This window comes from Pseudoxanthomonas sp. z9, from assembly GCF_006542425.1.
Taxonomy (GTDB): domain Bacteria; phylum Pseudomonadota; class Gammaproteobacteria; order Xanthomonadales; family Xanthomonadaceae; genus Pseudoxanthomonas_A.
Genome location: NZ_VFID01000008.1, coordinates 1 through 2,505, shown reverse-complemented (window position 1 = coordinate 2,505; position 2,505 = coordinate 1). Strand labels below are relative to the sequence as shown.

The window sequence follows — 2,505 nt, the reverse complement described above, 5'->3', positions numbered from 1 at the left end:
CCGGCGGGCCGCCCTGCCATTGCGGCGGGTGGCCGCGGTCTGCCCGCTGCTGGATCCGCACCGGACCATGGACTACATCGAGAACGGGCTGCAGATCTACGATTGGTATTTCCGCCGCAAGTGGCGCAGCTCGCTGCTGCGCAAGCGCCAGTTGTTTCCGGAGCGGCATGCCTACGATGACGCCGTGCTGGCGCAGGACATGCGCGGGCTGATGCGCTGGGTGGCCGAGCGCCACACCGGTTTCGGCACCCTGGAAGCCTATTTCGATGGCTACTCGATCGCCGGCGAACGCCTGGCCGGCCTGCAGGTGCCGTCGGACATCCTGATGGCGCAGGACGATCCGGTCATCCCGTTCGAGGACTTCGAGCACTGGCACCTGCCCGCCACCGCGCATCTGGAAATCGCGCCCTGGGGCGGGCATTGCGGGTTCATCGAGAACGCCGCCTGCGACGGGTTCGCCGAGCGCTGGGTCGCCGATCGTCTGGAAGCCGCGCTGGCCGACGCCTGAGCGCGGCACGGTTACCATGGCGGCTGAATTCAACGTCATCCAAGGAGTCCCGCGCATGCGCATCTGGAGCCGGAGTTTCGAACCCGGGCAAGCCATCCCCGCCGAATTCGCCATGGGTCAGCCGGATGGATTCGCCGGCAATCGCAATCCGCACCTGGCCTGGGACGACGTGCCCACCGGCACGCGCTCGTTCGCATTGCTGTGCATCGATCCCGACGCACCGACGGTTGCCGAGACGGTCGGACGCGAGGACATGGAGATTCCGCACGATCAGCCGCGTGCCGATTTCGTCCACTGGACGATGATCGACATCCCCGCGGACGTGCGCGAAATCGCCGCCGGCAGTTGCAGCGATGGCGTCGCCGCGCGTGGCAAGGCGTCGCCGCCCGGCCCGGCCGGCACGCGCCAGGGCTTGAACGACTACACCGGATGGTTTGCCGGCGACGCGCAGATGGGCGGCGACTACCTGGGCTACGACGGTCCGTATCCGCCGTTCAACGATGCGCGCGTGCACCGTTATTTCTTCCGCCTTTACGCGCTGGACGTGGCTTCGCTGGACCTGCCGGATCGCTTCACCGCCGCGGATGTGCAGCGCGTGGTGCAGGGGCAGGCGCTGGCCGAGGCCGCGGTGCAAGGAACCTACACACTCAACCCGCGACTGCGCTGAAGGAGGCGGGCCATGGAAGGTCGCGACACGCAGGATCCCTATCGCGCGCCGGCGATCACCGCCGTTCCAACGGCGATCGCGGAATCGGTCGGGGAACCGGCGACGAAAGTGCGCCGTTTTTTCAACTGGCTCATCGACAAGATGGTGATGTGGGGCGTGGTCCTGCTCGCGGCCATTCTCTATAGCGTCTTCGTCGATGACGCCTGGTTGCTATGGATGGAGACCGCGCCCTGGTGGGCGGATTATGTGGTTGCGTACGCGTTGATCCTGGTCTACTACACCCTGATGGAGGGCCTGTTCGGCGTTACCGTCGGCAAGCTGATCACCGGCACCCGGGTAGTCGATGAGCATGGCCAGCGCGTGGCCGTCCCGCGCGCGCTGCTGCGCAGCCTGTGCCGACTGATTCCCTTCGAGATCTTCTCACTGCTGCTCAGCGATGACGCCAATCCGCGTGGCTGGCACGATTCGCTTCCGCGTACGCGGGTGGTGATGCGCCGACCGCGGCCACCATCGCCGCCGATGGCCGTCGCCGAATGAGGCAACAAAAAGGCCGGATCCCGACGGATCCGGCCTTTTGTTTTCCACGCTTTACCGCGCGGCTTACTTCTTCACGTTCTCCGACTCGACCACCATGTCCAGCACGTAGGCGGTGTCGGATGCGTCGACGGGAACCGGGTTGCGCTTGAAGCGCTTCACCCGCAGCACGTTGCGGATGCCGGCTTCGTGGGTATAGCCCTCGATGTCCTCGTAGAAGTTCTGCCACTCGCCTTCGGTCGACTTCACGCCCTTGTCGTCGTAGCGGATCTCGCGCACCTGCAGGCACTGCTTGTTCGGGATCAGCGGGTGGCTGCACGGCTTGGTTTCCGCCGCGACTTCCAGGAACGCCTGTTCGCCCGGGCCGCCGTAGCGGGTTTCGGCGGTGGCTTCGCCGGCGAAGGTCAGCACGTCGCCGGCCGCGTTGGTCAGGGTCAGGCGGGCTTCGTCGCCGCCCTGCACCGCGAGGGTGGAACTGCCTTCCAGACGTTTGCCGGCTTCACCGTCCAGCGCCATCAGCTTGCTGTCGGCGCAGGCCATCTGGGTCGCTACCATCGGCGACACCGTCAGCTTGTCGCCTTCCAGGGTGTAGCCGCCACCCATCCGGTTGCAGGCGTTGCTGACGCCCAGGCGTCCTTCGGCGAAATCGAGAGTGAGCGGGTGATCGGCGCGGGCGAACAGCGCATCGATACGCTTGCCCTGCGCGTCCTTGGCGTCCTGCAGGCGCCAGTGATACGCACCGAGCGCGGCGGCGCCGGTGGGGGCGGCCGGCGTGGCCGCGGCCGGAGCGGTCGCG

General features: G+C 66.9%; 3 protein-coding genes and 1 pseudogene. 3 read left to right on the top strand and 1 reads right to left on the bottom strand.

Going from position 1 to position 2,505, the window contains the following annotated elements; translation table 11 throughout:
- From FG323_RS11015 to FG323_RS11005, 3 genes and pseudogenes are all read left to right on the top strand, one after another.
- Nucleotides 1-508: pseudogene (locus FG323_RS11015) on the top strand (alpha/beta hydrolase); the annotation flags it as partial.
- A 55-nt stretch (nt 509-563) separates the two neighbouring features.
- A complete protein-coding gene (locus FG323_RS11010) occupies nt 564-1,175 on the top strand; it encodes a YbhB/YbcL family Raf kinase inhibitor-like protein (protein ID WP_141454649.1) in 612 nt (203 codons plus the stop codon).
- Between the two features lie 12 nt (nt 1,176-1,187).
- A complete protein-coding gene (locus FG323_RS11005) occupies nt 1,188-1,712 on the top strand; it encodes an RDD family protein (protein ID WP_141454647.1) in 525 nt (174 codons plus the stop codon).
- 63 nt (nt 1,713-1,775) lie between these two features.
- Here FG323_RS11005 and FG323_RS11000 read toward each other — a convergent pair.
- Nucleotides 1,776-2,505: META and DUF4377 domain-containing protein (locus FG323_RS11000; RefSeq protein WP_141454646.1), on the bottom strand; the 730-nt coding region annotated here is incomplete at its 5' end.

Coding starts and splice junctions, on each gene's coding strand:
- FG323_RS11010 (WP_141454649.1), top strand. CDS start 564: ATGCGCATCTGGAGCCGGAGTTTCGAACCCGGGCAAGCCATCCCCGCC.
- FG323_RS11005 (WP_141454647.1), top strand. CDS start 1,188: ATGGAAGGTCGCGACACGCAGGATCCCTATCGCGCGCCGGCGATCACC.